Genomic DNA, 15394 nt, shown 5'->3' on the forward strand with positions numbered 1-15394 from the left:
TCATCCTCCCTGGACGGTGAGCTTCTCGACGGACCCGACCTGCTCTGCGAGCCATTCGTCGAAGGTCTGGCTGCCGCGCGGCCCCAACGGCCGGCCGGGCAGCGGCAGTTGGCCGTCCCCGGTCATCGCCGCCCCGGTCGCGCCCGGCATCCGTACCGGCAGCACCAGCCGGCGTTCGTGCCGGGCCCGCAGCAACCGGTGGGCCATGTCGACGAGTTGCTCGACGCGCGGCCCGGCGAGGTCGGGGGTCATGCCCTGCGCCGGGGCGAGGGCGAGTTCCACCAGGTGCCGGGCCACTTCGCGGGCGGCGATGGGCTGGGTCCGCATCCGGGGCACCACCGCGACGGGCCCCGGGACCCGGTCGAGGGTCTGCGCGGCGAACTCGTGGAACTGGGTGGCGCGCAGCACCGTCCACGGCAGCGGGCCGTTCGCCACCACGTCCTCCTGCCGGAGTTTGCCCCGGTAGTAGCCGAGGCCGACCCGGTCGATGCTGACGATGGACAGCACCACGTGATGCCGTACGCCGGCCCGTGCGCCCGCGTCGAGCAGGTGGTGCCCGACGGTCTCGAAGAACGCGACGGCCTTCTTCGCGCTCGTCGTCGTCACATTGCTCACGTCGATGACCGCGTCCACGCCCGCCAGCGCGGCATCGAGCCCGGCGCCGCCCGCGACGAGGTCCACGCCCCGCGACCGGCTCAGCACCACCGCTTCCTGCCCGGCGGCGGCCAGCTCCTCGACCACGTACCGGCCGACCAGTCCGGTCCCGCCCGCCACCGCGATCCGCATCCCGTCCCGCTCCTTCACTTGGTGTCACCTCGCCGCGCCGAACGAACCGGCACCGTCATCGGCACCAGGAGCACGGCCGCCAGCAGGACGAGCGCGGCCAGGAAGGCCACGTTCAGGACCTGGTCCCGTGTCCCGTACATGTCGAGGTGCTGCACGTGATAGCTGAAGTGCAGCACGTTGAAGACCAGCCACACCGCACCCGTCGTCTGCACCAGCCTGGTGTTGTGCACCTGGCGCAGCGCGACGAGCGTCAGACAGGCCAGCGCGAGGAACATGGCTCCCGCGTCCTTGGCGAGGTGCTCGTTGTAGGGCCCCAGCTGGGGCAGCCAGCTCAGTCCGAGCCCCGGGAAGTTCGCGTACCACCCCGTCGGCGCGAAATAGGCCCAGGTCCCTGTGTACAGGCTGACCACGGCCAGCAGGCCGAGGCTGACGTACCGGATTCTGTTCATACGTCTACGACGACACAGCCCCCGGGAATGTCAGGGCGGCGGTCAGGACCGAGGCCGGCCGGGCGCTTCCCGCGCCATGAACACGTCCACCGGATCCTCGCTCTCCAGGGTGAACCCGTGTCGCGCGTACAGCCGCCGGGCCGGGCTCCCCCGCAACACGTTCAGCCGCACGACCGCGATACCGCCACGGTCGCACCGCTCCAGCAGCTCACCCAGCACACCGGACCCGATCCCGGCGCCCTGGAACTCCGGCGCGAGATAGAAGTGCTCCAGCCAGTGGCAGCGGGCGCCCGCGTCGGGTCGTAGCGCCACGCATCCGGCGAACTCGCCGCCCGCCTCGATCACCCAGGTGTGCTCCGGCTCGAACCCGTCCCGCAGCCGCTGCCGCACGCGGTGCGCGTCGTAGCGCCCGAGCCGTTCCAGATCCGCCCGCAGCACGACCGCACGCAGCTCGGCGACCGCCTCCACGTCGGCCCGTACCGCAGGCCGTATCTCCCAGTCCGCCATGATCACCACGGTAGCGCGGGCCGGTAAACCGATGGATCGCCCATCGGCCCGGATGCTGGAATGACGCGATGCACGACGACGAGACGTCGCAGGTCATCGACCGCGGACAGTACGAGGGCACCAAGACGCCCTGGGATCAGGCGACTTGGCGGAACGCGGCCCTCGGCTGGGCCCGGCGCGAGCTCGCGGCGCGGGGCCTGTGCGAGAGGGGCCCGCTGGGTGTGCGGCTGCGCCCCTGGTCGGTCCTGGTCCGGATCCCCGTCGAGGGGCCGGCCGGAGGTCCCGCCACTGTCTGGCTGAAGGCCAATCCGCCGGCCGGTGCCTTCGAGGCACCGCTCACCGCCGAACTCGCCCACCTGGTCCCGGAGTACGTGCTGACACCCCTCGCCGTCGACGCCGACCGCGGCTGGTCCCTGCTCCCCCACGGCGGCGAACTCTTCCGGCAGTTCCTCGACCGCACCCCCGCCGATCCCCACGCCTGGGACGAACCACTGCGCCAGTACGCGACGATGCAGCGCGCCCTGATCCCGCACACCAAGGACCTCGAACAACTCGGCGTGCCCAGCGCGCGGACGACGGCCCTGCCCGAAGTCTTCGACGAGGTCGTCCAGTTCATCGAGGCCACCGCGGAACCGGAGATCGACCCCGCCCAACTGCACGCCCTACGGCCGCTGTTGGTCGACCTGTGCACCGAACTGGCCGAGTTGGGCATCCCGGACTCGCTCGACCACTCCGACCTGCACGACGGCCAGCTGTTCCACCCGGAGCCCGGCCGCTACACCTTCTTCGACTGGGGCGACGCCGCCGTCTCGCACCCGTTCCGCAGCTTCCTGGTCCCGGCCGGACGGGTCCGCGAACGGTACGGCCCGGAGGCGCTGCCCCGCCTGCGGGACGCCTACCTGGAACCCTGGACCGGAAACGGCCACACCCCCACCGAACTCCGCCGCGCCCTGGCCCTCGCGAGCCGGCTGGGTGTCCTCGGCCGCGCGGCGGCCTGGAACCGCCACTTCCCCGGCGCCTCCGCCGCGACCCGCGCCGCGGGCGCGACGGAGAGCGCCAGGACACTGCTGCAACTGTCGTCCGAGGAACCCAAGTTGTAGGGAACCCGGTCACCGATTGGCCGCCACCCACTCCCCCATCACCGCGAGATCCGCGTCCGTGATCCCATACCGATGGTCGACGCGCTGGAGCAGGGCAGGTCCGGGGTGATGGGCGCCCACCCAGTCGCGGTCGGCGTCCCCGATCTCGTCGTCCACCCAGACGAAGGACCGCCCGGCCGCCCAGGCGACCAACGCCCGGGTCTTCCAGTGCAGCCGCCCGCCCGCGCCGTCCCCGACCCCGTCCTCGGCCGGGTCGGGCCAGTCCATCAGGGGCAGTCGGGGCAGCCCGAGCCAGGGCGCGACGCATTCGTTCGCGTCGTCCATCCAGGTCGTCGCCCACACCAGTTCGCACCGCAGGGCCGCGAGCCGCGGCCCGAGGGAGGGGTCGATCCGGGTCAGCAGCGGAGGCGCGTCGGCCGCGGGCGGCGCGAAGCCGGAGTCGTACACGGGGTAGGGCCGGGACGCGCCGAAGGGCAGCAGCGTCCCGTCGACGTCGAGGAAGAGAAGCATCAGCGGGCCCCTCTCACATCACCCCTCGAAGCCCCCGTCTCAAACCTCTCCGCCCTCGAACCCGCCCGCGCGCAACAACTCATCGACCCGCGCCCGGTGTGCCTTCTCCCAGTCGTCGAGGGTCTCGGCGGACTCCTTGGCCAGGCGGGCCCGGGCCCCGGTGAGGATCTCCGCCTGGCGGTCGGCCGGTACGACGACGATGCCCTCCTCGTCGGCCACCACGATGTCCCCGGCGTCGACGGTGGCTCCGCCGCAGCGCACGCGCTCGTTCAGCGGGAGTACGGCCTTCTTGATGCCCGGGATCGGGATGACACCGCGGGCGAAGACGGGGAAGCCCGAGGCCCGTACCTCGCCGAGGTCGCGGATCACCCCGTCGACGACGAAGCCGGCGATGCCCCGCCGCTGGGCGATGGCGCAGACGTTCCCGCCGGCGAGGGCGTAGTCCAGGTCGCCCGACTCCACCACGACGATCGAGTCCGGCTGGGCGCGGTAGATGGCGGCGTGCAGCATGAGGTTGTCGCCGGGCGGGCACCGCACGGTGAAGGCCGGCCCGGCGAAACGCGGCTGCGGTCCCCACAGGGGCCGGATACCGATGTCCATGACCCGCTCGCGGCCGAGGAGTTCGGCGAGCGTGGTGGTGGGGATGTCCTCGAAGTCGGTGAAGTCGGTGGCATCAGTCATGCCCCGGACGCTACCGCCCCTTCACCGGCTGCCGGGGCGGCCGTCCCGGCCCAGCGCGCGAGTGCCGCGGCGATCCGCGCCCTGCTCGGGATCTCGACCAGGCCCAGCGGGCGCGCGGCGGCCGTCATGATCGCCTGCAGTTTGCGGACCGCCGAGGGAAGCCGGACCCAGTTGACACCCGACCCGTCGCGCAGGGACAACGACAGCCGGATGACGTCGGTGAACACCGACTGCGCCCGCTTGAAGGCGAGGATGCGGTCCAGGTCGTCGGCCCAGCCCCGCGCGCTGCTGGGACGTACCGTACGGACGGCTCGCGCCCAGTCCTCGGCCATGCGGCGTTCCTGGTCCTCCGGGTAGGACATCAGGTAGAGGTGGGTGGCGAGGTCGTAGAGCGGGTCTCCCAGCATCGCCAACTCCCAGTCGATGGACCAGAGTTGGTTGAGCGGGTCGAGGACGAAGTTCTCCCGGTGCAGATCCGCGTGGAGCAGGCAGAAGTCGCGCCTGGTCAGTCCGGAAACGTTCTTTCTGAGCTGTACGAACGCGTCGGGGTGGAGGCCGAGTTCGGTGAAGAGCCGCCCGAAACGCCCGGAGTTCGCCTCGTAGACCTTCTTTTCCACGAAGACGACGAGACGCTCCAGGAAGTCGTCGCAGTCGCCGTCCTCAGCGCGGTCCTTGGCCTCGCAACTGCGCTCCACCTCAAGGGTGTCGGGGGTGACGTGCGCCAACTCACCGAATAGGTCCACGATCTGGCCGCGGACCCCCTCCGGAATCCGCCGGTCGCCCCACGGGCGGGACTTGAGGGTGCGGCCCTCGATGAAGACCTGGAGTGCCATGCCCTCCACGTCGTGGATGACGGGGATACGGCTGATCCGGCCGTCCAGTTCGCGGAGCAGGGCCTCTTCCGACCGGAAGCACCTGCGGTCGAACCACAGGATCCGTTCACGCGGTTCGCGGAGTTTCACGATCCGCGTCTCGCCCGGCATGGTCAGCACATAGGTCTCGTGGTGGTAGCCCTTGAGGGGGCCCTCCACCACTCCGCGTCCGCCGACCAGTTCGTCGGCGCGCTGCCGAACACCGGTGAGTTGGGGTGTCATTCGCTGGGTTCAGCCCGTTCCGGTTGAGCCGATGAGTAAGGGATGAGGCACGTTACTCCAGAGGCGTCAAGCAACGCCGGAGAACCCGCCCATTGAACCGCGGCGAGCGACGAGACGTACGTAGGACCGAGGTCAGTGGCGCGACTGTGCCGCTACGTGCGCCGTACCAGGTCGAGTAGGGGCTCGAAGGAGTCCACCACGGACTCGGCGCCCGCTCGGCGCAGCAACGTTTCCTTGTCTTCGTTACGCGCGTAGCCGAGGAACGGAATGCCCGCCCGGCGGGCCGCTTCGAAGTCCGAGGGGGTGTCGCCGATCATCAGGGCGTCGTCGGGGTGGGCGCCCATCGCGCGCAGGGCGCGGTTCAGGCAGTGGGGGTTCGGCTTCAGGAGGTCGAGGTCGTTGGTGCGGCCGTAGATGTGCCGGCTGAAGCACTCCAGGAGGCCCCGGCCGTCGAGGTAGTCCGTGACCGTGCGGGGGGAGTTGTTGGTGGCGACGGCGAGATGGATGCCGACGGCGTTCCAGGTGCGTATCAGCACATCCGCCCACGGGGTGGGGTACGCCGAGTCGACGGCCTTGAGTTCGTGCTGGGTGAGCAGCTCCTCCAGTTCGTCGACCAGATCGCTGCGCGGGTGACGCTTGTTGACGGCGTTGAGGACGACGTGCGGATCGGGGTGCACCCGCTCGCTCTCCGTCAGGAGTTCCCGCAGCCCCTGCCGTTCCAGCCAGGACACCAGGTCCTTCGCCACGCCCTCCGCCGAGCGTCCCGCGAACAGCCGGCAGATCGGGCCGTCGAAGTCGAAAAGGACGAAGCGAGCGCCGGTGATCAATTCTCGTACGTTGCCTGTCTCTTCTGTCACCGGAACAGTCTGCGCCGTATCAGGAGTCACTAGGAGAGTGTCAGGTCCGTCGTGATGGTTTCCCAGAGGGCGTCGAACCACTTCTGCGATTCCTCCACGAACGCGGCGTCGCGCTGACCGGCCTGCTTGAGGAAGGCGAACAGGACGGACTGGGAGCCGAGGGCGTCGTACATCTCCAGGGTCTGGCTCTTGTACTCCTCCGCACGCTCGTCGAGGACGTAGTAACCGAGCAGTGCCTCCTGGCCGTTGAGCAGGTACAGCTTGATCGGCGGGGTGAACGGCAGGGCGCGGAAGGTGACATGGACGTCGATGCCGTGGGTGGCTCTCAGGGCCATCAGGTTGTGCTGGAGGACCTGGGCCTGGGCGTTGCGCATGGTCAGCCAGCGCTGGTGGACCGGGTCGTCCTCGCTGTGACCCTCGACCGCGACCGGGAAGGCCAGGGCGATCTCCCGGGAGGGCAGCAGCACCCGGAAGTCGATGGAGGTGGGGCGGACCCTGTTCTCATGGATCAGCCGGACCGACTCGCCGACCGCCAGCATGAGGCTCTCGGCGGTCAGGCAGGCCGCGTCGATCTTGACGTGGGGATCGGCGAACGCGTCGGACAGGCGGGGCGCCAGCGCCACCATGGTCGGCTGGGGTCCGTGCGGCCCGGCCGCCTGTTCCGCGATCGTGGGCGGACTCCCCTTGCTGACGTTGGTCAGCAACCCGGCCTCCTGAAGGACCCTCAGGGCCTGTCGTACGGCGCCCCGCTCCACGCCGAACTCCTCCGCCAGGGCGGTCTGGGTGGGCAGGCGGTCTCCCGCCTTGAGGTCACCGGCACGGATACGGTCCCGTAGGGCGTCGGCGATCTCCTGGGGCGAGAAGCTTCTGCTGCCGTTCACTGCCACGTTCTCCTGGGTCACGACCAAACGGTATAACTCTGGCCCATCTAAGGGGAGTTGTTTGGAACTTGATGACGAGTAGGTGTGAGTAGGTACCAAATGGGAACAACTTAAGCAGAGTTGGCTGCCAACTTATCCAAGTTGGTGGAAGTTTTGCTTCCGCAGCCCGAAGGGGGAACCACCGTGCCCGCCATCGCCCTCCTGTCCGCCGTCTTCGTCGTCGGCTTCGAACAGATCGTCCAGTGGAAGTTCGGCGCCACCGGCATCATCGGCCTGCTCCTGCTCTCCATCGGCATCAAGGCCAAGAGCCCGGCCATCAGCTCCATCGGGGCCGTCGTCCTGGCCCTGCTGTTCACCGGACCCGCTCTGTGATCCGAAAACCGCCCTCCGGATCAGCCACCGCGGGAGGCGATCAGCTCGTCAGCCTCAGCTCCGAACTGATCGTCTCCCACAGTGCGTTGAACCACAGCTGGGACTGTTCCACGAACGTCGTGTCCCGCAGCCCCGCACCCTGCTCGAACGCGAACAGCATCGACTGGGTGCCCTCCGCGTCGTACATCTCCACCTGCTCCTGACCGAGCTCCTCCTCGCGCTGGCTCAGCGTGTAGTACGCGAAGAGCGCCTCCGAGCCGTTGAGCAGATACAGCTTCACGGGCGGAGTGAAGGGGAGGGCGCGGAACGTGATGTGCACGTCTATGTCGTGCGTCGCGCGCAGGGCCAGCAGGTTGTGACTCAACACCTGGCCCTGCGCGTTGCGTTGGGCCAGCCAGCGCCGCTGCGGCCGGCCGTCCTCCGGGGCGTCCACCAGGGACGGGAACGCGAGTTCGATGTCACTGCTCGGCAGCAGCACCCGCACATCGATCTTGGCCGGATTCAGCTCTCCGGTGTGGATCTGGCGCAGCGGCTCACCGATGGCCAGCGTGAGCGAGACCGCCGTCAGACACAGCGCCTCGATCTCCACGTGCGGCTGCGCGAAGGCGTCCTTGATGCGCGGTGCCAGGCCCACCATCGTGGGCTGCGGCGGGGCTCCGGGGCCGGTCAGGGCCAGTCCGAGGTCGGGGGCCACAGTCGCCGGGCTCCCCTTGGACACATTGGTGAGCAGTCGCTCGGACTGAAGGATGCGCAGCGCCTGCCGTACGGCCCCGCGCTCGACGCCGAACTCGTCCGCCAGCTTGGCCTGGGTGGGCATGCGCTGGCCGGGCCGCAGGACACCGGACTTGATCCTGGTGCGCAGCTCGTCGGCCAGTTCGCGGTGTGACCGCTGTGGCCGTGGTGACCTCGACCGTCCATTGACGGTGGCGTGTTCGGGCTCCACGACCAAACCCTACAACTTCTCGCCATCTTTGGGCAGTTCATGGAAAGGTGGTTATGAGACGCATCCAAGAGGAGATAACTAGAGGAGAGTTGGTTACCAACTTAGGTAACTTGGCCGACCGGACCTCTCTCCTGGAGGGGAGCCGAGAGCCCGGTCGGCCGGCTCCACCGCACGACGACAACCACAACTGAACAGCTACGGATGAGTCCACCCACCCGCCGCCAACCGGCCGCACAGCAAGGAGCGTTCAGAAGATGTCCGGGCACCAAGGCCGCCTGGACGTACGCAGCAGGGCGTCGGCCACTCGGGCGGCGCCCGCTCGTTCTTCCCGCACCTGTCCCAGCGCCACGAGTCGCGGCACGGACACGTCACCGAGCCACAGCGACCCCAACTCCCGCACATCCAGCGTGAGTTCCGCGCTCTCCGTGGTCGGCACACAGGACGCCCCCTGCGCCGAGGCCGTCAACCGGTAGCGCCCGCCCGCCAGTCCGGCCCCGTCGGTCACCTCGAGGACCAACGCCCCCTCCCCCTCGTACGACCGTGCCTCCATGGCCCGTACGACATCCAGGATCCGCACCCACAGCCAGTCCGCCTGCGTGGTGATCGTGGCCGCGCGCGGGTCCGGCAGGAAGTGGGGCAGCAGGTCGTCGGGGGAACGCCAGCCCGACTTCACCTTCGTCACCCAGTCGATCGAGCAGAGGTAGTGCCAGAGGGCGCGTTCGGCGGCCGGGGTCGTGGCGATGAGCCCCTTCACGGTGGCCGTGTCCAACGGCTGCTTGGCGTCGGTCCAGGTGTCGTCGCAGACGTACGCGGCCAGTCCCTCCACCTCACCGTCGGGCGCGCGGTAGACGGCGTAGAAGGGCTCGGTCCAGGGCGCGCGCGTCAGGCTGAGGACACCCGTGTGGACCTGCCACCAGCGGTCGTCGCGGGTGATCGCGCCGGGCTGGCTGCGGCGCAGCCGCTCGTGCAGTTCGGGGCCCAGCTTGCGTACGTCCTCGCCGTCCACCAGGTCGATACGGCCGCCGTTCTCCGGGGCCGACCAGCGGGGGTCCAGGCCGGCGCGCTGGACGTCGATCTCCCACTGGGTCGCGGTGGTGGCGGGGCCGAAGCCGTAGCGGCCGTAGATGCGGTACTCGGCGGCGATGAGGGTGGCGACGACGTCGCCGCGTTCCTTCGCGGCGACGAGGTCCTGGGTCATCATGCGGCTCAGCAGGCCGCGGCGGCGGTGGGTGGCCGTGACGGTGACACTCGTGATGGCGTCGGCGGGGACGGGGGTGCCGCCGACGGCCGTGACCTCCTGAGGGAAGGAGCGGAAGGTCGCCACGCAGCGGCCGTTGTCGAAGGCGGCGAGGGTGCGGGGCGGGTCCAAGTAGCCGCTGCGGTCGGCGAGTTCCGCCTCGTCGACGGTGGGGGTGCGGAGGAAGCCGGTGTTCAGGGCGCGGATCCAGTCGGGGATCTCGGGCTCGGTGACGGGGCGGACGGGGAGGTCGTGTGCGGGGCTGGTCATGGGGTCACGGTAGGGCGGGTGGGGGGTGGTGCGGCGGGGATTTTTTCGCCCCCGCCGCCCCTGCCCGTCCCATCCCTGGGGGCTGCGCCCCCAGACCCCCGCTTCGGCCTGAACGGCCTCGTCCTCAAACGCCGGACGGGCTGAACCACCAAAAGCCGAGGACCACCTAGAAAGCGGCCCTGATCTCCCCCACCGCACGCCCACCGCCCAGCACCGCCACCTTCCCGAACCCCTCCACCCGCACCCCCATCAGCTCCAGCGCCCGTCCCAGCACAGGACCCAGCGCCCGTCCCGCGCCGTCCTCGACCTTGAACGCCAGGGCGCGCCCGTCCGGGAGGGCCACCGCCTGTACGGCCTCGGCGCCCATCTTGGACAGCAGGCCCGGGACCGCGCGCATCAGGAGGGTGTCGGGGCGACGCGTGCCGGCGACGTACTCGGGGTGGGCGCGCATCGCGTCGGCGACTCGGCGTTCCGGGGTGTCGGGGTCGGCCAGGACGAAGGAGCGGTAGGCGCGGGCGAGGCCGGTCAGGGTGATCGCCATCAGCGGGGCGCCGCAGCCGTCCGTGCCCACGGCGGCCACCCGCTCCCCCGCCGCTTCTTCCACAACCCTGTGGATAACTTTTTGGAGCTCATGATCCGGGTCGAGATACGACTCCAGCGGCCAGCCCCGCAGCGCGCTCGCCGCCAGCATCGCGGTGTGTTTGCCGGAGCAGTTCATGGCGATCCGGTCGCGTACGGCGCCAGAGGCGAGGTACGTCTCCTGCTCGACCGGGTCGAGGGGGAGGTCCGGCGGGCACTGCAACTGGCCCGCGTCCAGGCCGTGTTCAGAGAGAAGCTGTCGTACGAGATCTCTGTGGAAGAGTTCGCCGGAGTGGCTCGCGGCGGCCAGGGCCAGGCGTTCGCCGGAGAGGGCGAGGCCCGCGTGGAGGACACCGGCCGCCTGCATGGGCTTGTTGGACGAGCGCGGGAAGACCGGAGTGGTCGTGTCGCCCAGGGACAGTTCCACGGAGCCGTCCTGCGCCAGTACCACCAGGCTGCCCCGGTGGCGGCTCTCGACGAAGCCGGAGCGGACGACCTCGGCGAGCACAGGAAGTGCGATGAAGGAATCCTCGGCCGTCACGCGCACCCCTCACACGAGTCACACGAGCAGGTCGTCCACCTGCGCCTCGCCCTCACGGTACCTGCGGGCGATCTCCGCGCTGCACCCGTCGGCCGTGTGTTGGAGGACCTGACGGCGGCGGGACACCTGCTGTTCGTACCGGACGAGCCGGCCCATCGCGGTGGTCAGCTCCAGGTCGGTGCGGGCCTCCAGGTCCGAGAGTTCGACCTCGGCGAGCATCTCGGCGGCCAGCAGCCGGTACTCCTCGCTGTGCGGGGTGCCGAGCGTGACGTGCCGGGCCGAGGAACGGTGGCGGGCGGGCGCGTCGGTGAGGATCTCCGAGAGGCGGTCGACGACGGAGGCCGCGCCCGCCGGGGAACGGCGGGCCAGTTCGGCGCGCAGGATGTCGATACGGCCCTGGAGGAGCCGTCGTACGTAGCTCAGGTCGGCCTCGTCGCGCTGGGCGTCGCGGCGCAGCGCGCGCAGTTCCGGCAGGCGCAGTGCGGGCAGGTCGGGTGCGTCCGGTTCGGCGGGCAGCAGCGGGCTGTCGACGCGCTGCGCGGGCGGGCGGCGCGTGGCCGTCCCTCCCGCGCGGATCAGCGAGACAGTCCCGGGGGGCCGCCCGGTACTCGGTGTGCTCATGTGCCTCTACCCGTCCCCTCGACCGGCGTGTGGACAGCATCGTGCCACCCCAACTGGCCGCTATGTGACCGAGTGCCCCCGAACGGCCCCAGATGGGGGGTTAAGGAACAAAAATAGGCCCGCCCGGAGTCGTTCTCGTCCGCACGGCATCATGGGACCCATGCGAGCAGTGGTGCAACGGGTCGACGGCGCGAGCGTCGTGGTCGAGGGCGAGACGGTCGGGGCGATCGACGGCGAGGGCCTGTGCGTCCTCGTCGGCGTCACCCACGAGGACACCAAGGAGAAGGCGGCCCAACTGGCCCGCAAACTCTGGTCGATCCGCATGCTGCACGACGAGAAGTCGTGCAGCGACATCGACGCCCCGCTGCTCGTCATCAGCCAGTTCACGCTGTACGGCGACGCCCGCAAGGGCCGCCGCCCCACCTGGAACGCCGCTGCCCCCGGCGACGTGGCCGAACCGCTCGTCGACGAGGTCGTCGCCCAACTCCGCGCCCTGGGCGCCACGGTGGCGACGGGCCGCTTCGGCGCGAAGATGCGCGTCTCGCTGACGAACGACGGCCCGTTCACCGTGGTCGTGGACCTCTGAGGGTTCTCGGGTTCTCGGGTTCTAGGGTTCTACGACGACTTCCTGGGCCGCGGCCGTCGAGTCGGCCAGCAGGGGCGCGTCCAACGGCACGTTCCGCTTCACCAGCGCGAGAGCGATCGGCCCCAGCTCGTGGTGGCGTACGGAGGTCGTGATGAAGCCGATCTTCCGGCCGTCCGCACCCTCCTCCGCGAGCCTCAACTCCGTGCCGTGGCCCGGGAGATGGACCTCGCTGCCGTCGAGGTGGAGGAAGACGAGGCGGCGCGGCGGCTTTCCGAGGTTCTGGACCCGCGCGACCGTCTCCTGCCCCCGGTAGCAGCCCTTCTGGAGGTGAACCGCCGTGCCGATCCAGCCCAGTTCGTGCGGGATGGTGCGGTGGTCGGTCTCGAAGCCGAGGCGGGGGCGGTGGTGTTCGACGCGCAGCGCCTCGTAGGCGAGAAGCCCGGCAGGCGGGCCCGCCTTCTCGGCGTACGACTCCAGGTCGGCGCGCGGAAGGAAGAGATCACGGCCGTACGGCGTCTCGCGTACGACGACGCCGACGGGGACCGGGGCGATGGAGCCGGCGGGGAGGTGGACGACCGCGAACTCGCTTGTCCGGTCGGCGACTTCGACGCGGTAGAAGAACTTCATCGACTCCAGGTAGGCGATCAGCGCCTCCTGGGTGTCGGGTTCGGTGTGCATCCAGACCGTGACGCCGTCGTCGACGAGGTACAGGGCGTGCTCGATGTGGCCGTGCGCGGAGAGGATCAGCGCCTCGGTGGCGACGCCCACGGGGAGGTCGGTGACGTGCTGGGTGAGCAGGAGGTGCAGCCAGCTCAGCCGGTCCTCGCCGGTGACGGCGACCACACCGCGGTGCGAGAGGTCCACGAAACCGGTGCCGTCGGCGAGGGCGCGCTGCTCGCGGAACAGGTCGCCGTAGTGGGCGGCGACGCCTTCGTCCACTCCTTCGGCGGAGACGGCGCCGGGCAGGGACAGCAGGGGGCTCTTCATACGGGTAAGCCTACGACTCGGTAGTTGAAGTCTTACCGGTCACGCCCGCGCGGGTGCAGTCCTTGCACCGGCCGAAGATCGCGAAGTGCTTCATGTCGGTCTCGAAGCCGAAGGTGTCGCGCAGCTTGGCCCGGAACTCGGCGGCGACCTCGACATCGGCCTCGATGACGTTCGTGCAGTCGCGGCAGACGAGGTGTATGTGGTGGTGCCGGTCGGCGAGGTGGTACGTCGGCGCCCCGTGCCCGAGGTGGGCATGGCTGACCAGGCCCAGCTCCTCCAGGAGCTCCAGGGTCCGGTACACCGTGGAGATGTTGACCCCCGACGCGGTCTTCCTCACCTCGATGAGGATGTCGTCGGGGGTCGCGTGCTCAAGGGTGTCCACGGCTTCGAGCACGAGTTGCCGCTGCGGGGTCAGCCGGTAGCCGCGCTGCCTGAGGTCGCTCTTCCAGTCGATGCTCACCACACTGGAAGTGTAGGTCTACTTGAAGAAAGCGATTCCGTCGTCCGGCATGTCGTCCGGGAGAGCCTTCGCCCACCTCTCGACATCCTCCGGGGTGACGACCTTCTTCAGGTGGGCGGACATGTAGGGGCGCAGCTCGACGTCCGGGGTCTGCTTCTCGCCGACCCACATGAGGTCGCTCTTGACGTAGCCGTAGAGGCGCTTGCCGCCGGTGTAGGGGCCGGAGGCGGCGGTGCGGGCGACGGCGTCCGTGACGAGGTCGATCTGGGGCTTCTGCTTCGCCAGCTCGCCGTACCAGATCTCGACGACGCCGTCGTCGCGGGTCATCGTGACCTCGACCTTGCGGTCCGCGTCGATGCGCCAGAAGCCGGACTCGGTCTCCAGGGGACGGACCTTGTTGCCGTCGTTGTCCAGGACCCAGGTGTGGGAGCGGTACTCCAGGAAGTCGCGGCCGTCGTGCGTGAAGGAGACCTCCTGGCCGAAGTTGCACTTCTCGGAGCCCGGGAAGTCGTGCACACCCGCGCCGGCCCACTCGCCGAGCAGGAAGACGAGGGGGACCAGGTCCTTGTGGAGGTCGGACGGGATCTCGATCATGACGTCAGCAGTTCCTCGGTGGGGGTCAGCGCTGGCCCTGGTACAGCTTCTTCACGGTCAGTCCGGCGAAGGCGAGGACGCCGACGCAGACCAGGACCAGCAGGGTTTCGAAGAAGATCTCCACGGGTGCTCCTTGAGCGATGCGCGTAATCAGGGCCGTGCCCCAGCTTAGTCGGCCGGGGCCCGGTGCTCTCTGCGAGGTACGGCTAGGCGGGCATCAGCCGAGCAGCTGGCTCTGCAGGGCGACGGTCTGCAGGAACGGGACCTTCTTCGCGGCGCCCTTGCGGGACTGCACGACCAGCGCGATGGTGTCGCCGGCCTTGAGGTAGGCCTGACGTACATCCTCGGCGCCTGCCGGTCTGTCCTCGGTGTACGCCGACGCCTTGACGTTGTCGTCGAGGTTCTGCTCGGTGACGGCGTCGTCGTAGCTGGTTTCGGGGGCGCCGGCCAGGGCGTACACCGGGGTGTCGTAGGAGATGAGGCCCGGCGAGAACAGTTCGTCGGCGACGGCCGCCGAGTCGAACTGGAGCAGGTAGATCCGGGTGTGCGTACCGTCCGGGGTGGTCCAGCCGCGCGCGGCGATGTGCCGCAGGCCGTCGTCGGTCAGCTTCTGGCCCAGTTCCCTGCGGTCGTCCGGGTCGGCGTACTGCGCGAGAAAGCTCTTCGCCGACAGCCACCCGTCCGTGCCACGCAGCGTCGCGTCGGCCTTCGCGCCCTTCGGCGCCGGCAGCAGCAGCGCGCGCTGGTCCGCGTAATGGGCGTTCGCCTTGTTGTCCGCGGCGAACGGCCCCGGGCTGCCGGCGGGCAGCGGCGCCCTGACGATCTCCGGGTAGTCCCACCGCCCGTCGGAGGCGGTGGCGAGCCCCGGCACGTCGGACCGCTTCATCTGCGTCACGCCGTACGCCGTCCCGGCCCCGGCCACCGCGAACACGACGACGGCTGCAGTCCAGCGCAGGACGGCACGCAGGACCCGACGGTCCTTGCGTGGCGGGGGCGAGGACAGCGGTTGGGGGCCGAACGCCGGCGGGGGTGGCACGTCCGGCCGGGGAGGAATGAGGGGAGGGGTTTGGGAGGTGGGTGCGGTGGGGCCCGGGGACGGGGGCGCGGGCTGGGGCGCGACCGAGGGGCCGGTCGAGGACACGGCAGAACTCTCGGCCGCGGGCGCGACCGGAAGCCCGGCCGGACTGTCGGCGACAGCCTCGGCCAGCATGTCGGCCGCGGGCGCCGCTGAGGTGTCGGCGGTGGTCAGGGCCGAGGGCGCGGGCGGAACCGGGACCGAACCTTCGACCGGAACCTCCACCGAAGGCGCAGTCGTGGCCTCCGCCACGGGCACGGTCGA

General features: G+C 70.0%; 19 protein-coding genes. 3 read left to right on the forward strand and 16 right to left on the reverse strand.

Annotated features, from left to right (window positions below; genetic code table 11):
- From ACQHII_RS22420 to ACQHII_RS22430, 3 genes are read right to left on the reverse strand one after another with little or no spacing between them, the layout of a single operon-like run.
- On the reverse strand, positions 1 to 804 hold the full coding sequence (locus ACQHII_RS22420) for an SDR family oxidoreductase (RefSeq protein ID WP_427920985.1): 804 nt from the start codon (positions 802 to 804) through the stop codon (positions 1 to 3).
- Complete coding sequence (locus ACQHII_RS22425) at positions 801 to 1235, reverse strand: hypothetical protein (RefSeq protein ID WP_427920986.1); 435 nt, start codon at positions 1233 to 1235, stop codon at positions 801 to 803. Before ACQHII_RS22425 ends, ACQHII_RS22420 begins: the two co-directional genes overlap by 4 nt.
- Before the next feature lie 42 nt (positions 1236 to 1277).
- Positions 1278 to 1742 (reverse strand): N-acetyltransferase family protein, encoded by a 465-nt coding sequence (locus ACQHII_RS22430; RefSeq protein ID WP_427920987.1) that lies wholly within the window; start codon positions 1740 to 1742, stop codon positions 1278 to 1280.
- 68 nt (positions 1743 to 1810) lie between these two features.
- Here ACQHII_RS22430 and ACQHII_RS22435 point away from each other — a divergent pair, with 68 nt between their 5' ends.
- A complete protein-coding gene (locus ACQHII_RS22435) occupies positions 1811 to 2842 on the forward strand; it encodes an aminoglycoside phosphotransferase family protein (RefSeq protein ID WP_427920988.1) in 1032 nt (343 codons plus the stop codon).
- A 9-nt stretch (positions 2843 to 2851) separates the two neighbouring features.
- Here the strand turns inward: ACQHII_RS22435 and ACQHII_RS22440 are convergent, their stop codons facing one another.
- The 5 genes from ACQHII_RS22440 to ACQHII_RS22460 all read right to left on the reverse strand — a co-directional run bounded on the left by ACQHII_RS22440 (position 2852) and on the right by ACQHII_RS22460 (position 6892).
- The gene (locus ACQHII_RS22440) at positions 2852 to 3352 is read right to left on the reverse strand and encodes an HAD domain-containing protein (RefSeq protein WP_427920989.1); all 501 of its coding nucleotides are present in this window, start codon (positions 3350 to 3352) and stop codon (positions 2852 to 2854) included.
- A 39-nt stretch (positions 3353 to 3391) separates the two neighbouring features.
- A complete protein-coding gene (locus tag ACQHII_RS22445; RefSeq protein WP_427920990.1) occupies positions 3392 to 4033 on the reverse strand; it encodes an RraA family protein in 642 nt (213 codons plus the stop codon).
- Positions 4030 to 5127 (reverse strand): phosphotransferase, encoded by a 1098-nt coding sequence (locus ACQHII_RS22450; RefSeq protein ID WP_427920991.1) that lies wholly within the window; start codon positions 5125 to 5127, stop codon positions 4030 to 4032. Before ACQHII_RS22450 ends, ACQHII_RS22445 begins: the two co-directional genes overlap by 4 nt.
- A 152-nt stretch (positions 5128 to 5279) precedes the next feature.
- Positions 5280 to 6014, reverse strand: a complete 735-nt coding sequence (locus ACQHII_RS22455) for an HAD family hydrolase (protein ID WP_427920992.1) — start codon at positions 6012 to 6014, stop codon at positions 5280 to 5282.
- On the reverse strand, positions 6014 to 6892 hold the full coding sequence (locus ACQHII_RS22460) for a GntR family transcriptional regulator (protein ID WP_427920993.1): 879 nt from the start codon (positions 6890 to 6892) through the stop codon (positions 6014 to 6016). The genes ACQHII_RS22455 and ACQHII_RS22460 overlap by 1 nt, the downstream gene beginning before the upstream one ends.
- 156 nt (positions 6893 to 7048) lie before the next feature.
- On the opposite strand from ACQHII_RS22460, the gene ACQHII_RS22465 reads away from it, so the two are divergent.
- Positions 7049 to 7237 carry a hypothetical protein gene (locus ACQHII_RS22465; RefSeq protein ID WP_019073759.1) on the forward strand — a complete coding sequence of 63 codons (189 nt, stop codon included), beginning with the start codon at positions 7049 to 7051 and terminating at the stop codon, positions 7235 to 7237.
- Positions 7238 to 7277: 40 nt separating this feature from the next.
- Here the strand turns inward: ACQHII_RS22465 and ACQHII_RS22470 are convergent, their stop codons facing one another.
- From ACQHII_RS22470 to ACQHII_RS22485, 4 genes are all read right to left on the reverse strand, one after another.
- A complete protein-coding gene (locus ACQHII_RS22470) occupies positions 7278 to 8186 on the reverse strand; it encodes a winged helix-turn-helix domain-containing protein (RefSeq protein WP_427920994.1) in 909 nt (302 codons plus the stop codon).
- A 241-nt stretch (positions 8187 to 8427) separates the two neighbouring features.
- Positions 8428 to 9687 (reverse strand): GNAT family N-acetyltransferase, encoded by a 1260-nt coding sequence (locus ACQHII_RS22475; RefSeq protein ID WP_427920995.1) that lies wholly within the window; start codon positions 9685 to 9687, stop codon positions 8428 to 8430.
- A 166-nt stretch (positions 9688 to 9853) separates the two neighbouring features.
- Positions 9854 to 10813, reverse strand: coding sequence for an asparaginase (locus ACQHII_RS22480; protein WP_427920996.1), 960 nt, complete (start codon positions 10811 to 10813; stop codon positions 9854 to 9856).
- A gap of 12 nt (positions 10814 to 10825) precedes the next feature.
- Positions 10826 to 11428 carry an aerial mycelium formation protein gene (locus ACQHII_RS22485; protein WP_427920997.1) on the reverse strand — a complete coding sequence of 201 codons (603 nt, stop codon included), beginning with the start codon at positions 11426 to 11428 and terminating at the stop codon, positions 10826 to 10828.
- Between the two features lie 160 nt (positions 11429 to 11588).
- On the opposite strand from ACQHII_RS22485, the gene dtd reads away from it, so the two are divergent.
- Positions 11589 to 12014, forward strand: a complete 426-nt coding sequence (dtd, locus tag ACQHII_RS22490; protein ID WP_427920998.1) for a D-aminoacyl-tRNA deacylase — start codon at positions 11589 to 11591, stop codon at positions 12012 to 12014.
- A 21-nt stretch (positions 12015 to 12035) separates the two neighbouring features.
- Here the strand turns inward: dtd and ACQHII_RS22495 are convergent, their stop codons facing one another.
- The 4 genes from ACQHII_RS22495 to ACQHII_RS22510 all read right to left on the reverse strand — a co-directional run bounded on the left by ACQHII_RS22495 (position 12036) and on the right by ACQHII_RS22510 (position 15388).
- Positions 12036 to 13001, reverse strand: a complete 966-nt coding sequence (locus ACQHII_RS22495; RefSeq protein WP_427920999.1) for a YgfZ/GcvT domain-containing protein — start codon at positions 12999 to 13001, stop codon at positions 12036 to 12038.
- A gap of 10 nt (positions 13002 to 13011) precedes the next feature.
- Positions 13012 to 13464, reverse strand: a complete 453-nt coding sequence (locus tag ACQHII_RS22500; protein WP_427921000.1) for a Fur family transcriptional regulator — start codon at positions 13462 to 13464, stop codon at positions 13012 to 13014.
- Positions 13465 to 13479: 15 nt separating this feature from the next.
- A complete protein-coding gene (locus ACQHII_RS22505; RefSeq protein WP_427921001.1) occupies positions 13480 to 14055 on the reverse strand; it encodes an FABP family protein in 576 nt (191 codons plus the stop codon).
- A 217-nt stretch (positions 14056 to 14272) separates the two neighbouring features.
- Entirely contained in the window at positions 14273 to 15388 is a 1116-nt protein-coding gene (locus tag ACQHII_RS22510) for a hypothetical protein (protein WP_427921002.1), read from the reverse strand.
- Positions 15389 to 15394 lie beyond the last annotated feature (6 nt).

Origin of the sequence: Streptomyces sp. cg40 (assembly GCF_050320165.1) — a bacterium.
Taxonomy (GTDB): Bacteria; Actinomycetota; Actinomycetes; order Streptomycetales; family Streptomycetaceae; genus Streptomyces; species Streptomyces hokutonensis.